Source organism: Thermus scotoductus DSM 8553, assembly GCF_000381045.1.
Lineage (GTDB): Bacteria > Deinococcota > Deinococci > Deinococcales > Thermaceae > Thermus > Thermus scotoductus.
The window spans coordinates 1-1,522 of the sequence record NZ_KB905805.1; the positions used below are offsets into that span (position 1 = coordinate 1).

General features: G+C 62.8%; 2 protein-coding genes, 1 rRNA gene and 1 pseudogene. 3 read left to right on the top strand and 1 reads right to left on the bottom strand.

What is annotated here, in order from left to right:
• Both F604_RS12775 and F604_RS0111630 read left to right on the top strand, forming a co-directional pair.
• Positions 1-266 (top strand): annotated as a pseudogene (locus F604_RS12775) (IS1634 family transposase); the annotation flags it as partial.
• Between the two features lie 5 nt (positions 267-271).
• Positions 272-676 carry a CBS domain-containing protein gene (locus F604_RS0111630; protein ID WP_019551785.1) on the top strand — a complete coding sequence of 135 codons (405 nt, stop codon included), beginning with the start codon at positions 272-274 and terminating at the stop codon, positions 674-676.
• Here the strand turns inward: F604_RS0111630 and F604_RS0111635 are convergent.
• The gene (locus tag F604_RS0111635) at positions 673-1,020 is read right to left on the bottom strand and encodes a phage holin family protein (RefSeq protein WP_019551786.1); all 348 of its coding nucleotides are present in this window, start codon (positions 1,018-1,020) and stop codon (positions 673-675) included. The two genes, F604_RS0111630 and F604_RS0111635, sit on opposite strands and share 4 nt — an antisense overlap.
• 152 nt (positions 1,021-1,172) lie before the next feature.
• Here F604_RS0111635 and F604_RS0111640 point away from each other — a divergent pair.
• A 23S ribosomal RNA gene (locus F604_RS0111640) occupies positions 1,173-1,522 on the top strand; the annotation flags it as partial.

Below are 1,522 nucleotides of genomic sequence, written 5' to 3' on the forward strand. Positions count from 1 at the left end.
CCCTGGGGATGGTGATGGCCCTGGCCCTTCTGGTGTACGCCCTGGGGGAGTGGGAGCTGAGGCGGAGGCTGGAGGGGACGGGGTCCAGCCTGCCGGATCAAAAGGGGAGACCCACAGCCAAGCCCACCTTGCGCTGGGTGTTTCAACTCTTTATGTGGGTCCGCCTGGTGGAGCTGGGGGGCAAGTTGCTCGTCCTCAACCTGGCTCCCCATCACGAGACCGCGGTGCGCCTTCTGGGGGCCGGGCGATATTACCTGCTGGAGTGAAGGGGGTGCGGAATGTGGGCTATAGCGTTCACCCCCAGGCCACGGTGCTGGAGGCTTTGCGCAAGCTGGCGGAGCACGACATCGGGGCCCTCCTGGTCATGGAGGGGGAGAGGCTTCTCGGGATTTTCTCCGAGCGGGACTATGCCCGGAAACTGGTCCTCCTGGGCCGGTTTTCCAAGGGCACCCGGGTGGAGGAGGTCATGACCCGCGAGGTGATCACGGTGACTCCCGAAACCACCTTGCAAGAGGCCATGCGCCTGATGACCGAGCACCGGGTGCGGCATCTTCCTGTCTTGGAGGAAGGCAGGGTGGTCGGGGTAGTTTCCATCGGGGATGCGGTCAAGGCCATCATCACCGAGCAGGAGGTCCTGATCGAGGAGCTTTCCCGCTACGTGATGGAAAACCGCTAGTCGCGGAAAAGCCAGCTGAGAAGAAGGCTTACCAGGGAAAGGATCAAGGCCCCGATGAGGGCTTCAGCAAAGCCCGGCACCTGAAGGGCCGTGACCTCGGCCACCAGGTAAAGCACGATGCCGTTGACCACCAGGGTGAAGAGCCCCAGGGTCATGAGGTTTAAGGGCAGGGTCAGGAAAAGGAGAAGGGGCCGCAGTAAGGCATTGGCCAGCCCCCATACCGCACCCGCCACCAAGTAGTCCAAAAGCCCTGCCTCCCGGGCGAAGGAAACCCCCGGGTACACCAGGCTCACCACCCAAAGGGCCAGGGTGTTGAGGAGAAGCCGTACCAGCAGGCCGCGCATGCCCTTAGCTTACCCGAAAAGCCTCCACCCCCCTTGACAGTCTTGTGTTGGTCTGGTAGTTTTTTCTTTGCGCTGCCTGAAGGGGCGGCGGGGGATCTTGAAAGCTGGGGTGGAGGATAGGTAGTTAGAGGCCGTGATGAGCGGCCTTTGAGGGTCAAGATGCTAAGGGCCCACGGTGGATGCCTTGGCACCCGAGCCGATGAAGGACGTGGCTACCTGCGATAAGCCAGGGGGAGCCGGTAGCGGGCGTGGATCCCTGGATGTCCGAATGGGGGAACCCGGCCCGTGGGAACACGGGTCACCGCCGATTGGCGGGGGGAACCTGGGGAACTGAAACATCTCAGTACCCAGAGGAGAGGAAAGCGAAAGCGACTCCCTGAGTAGCGGCGAGCGAAAGGGGAAGAGCCTAAACCGTCTGGCTTGTCCGGGCGGGGTAGTGGGGCCCTCGGATACCGAATCCCCGACTCTAGCCGAAGCTGTTGGGAAGCAGCGCCAGAGAAGG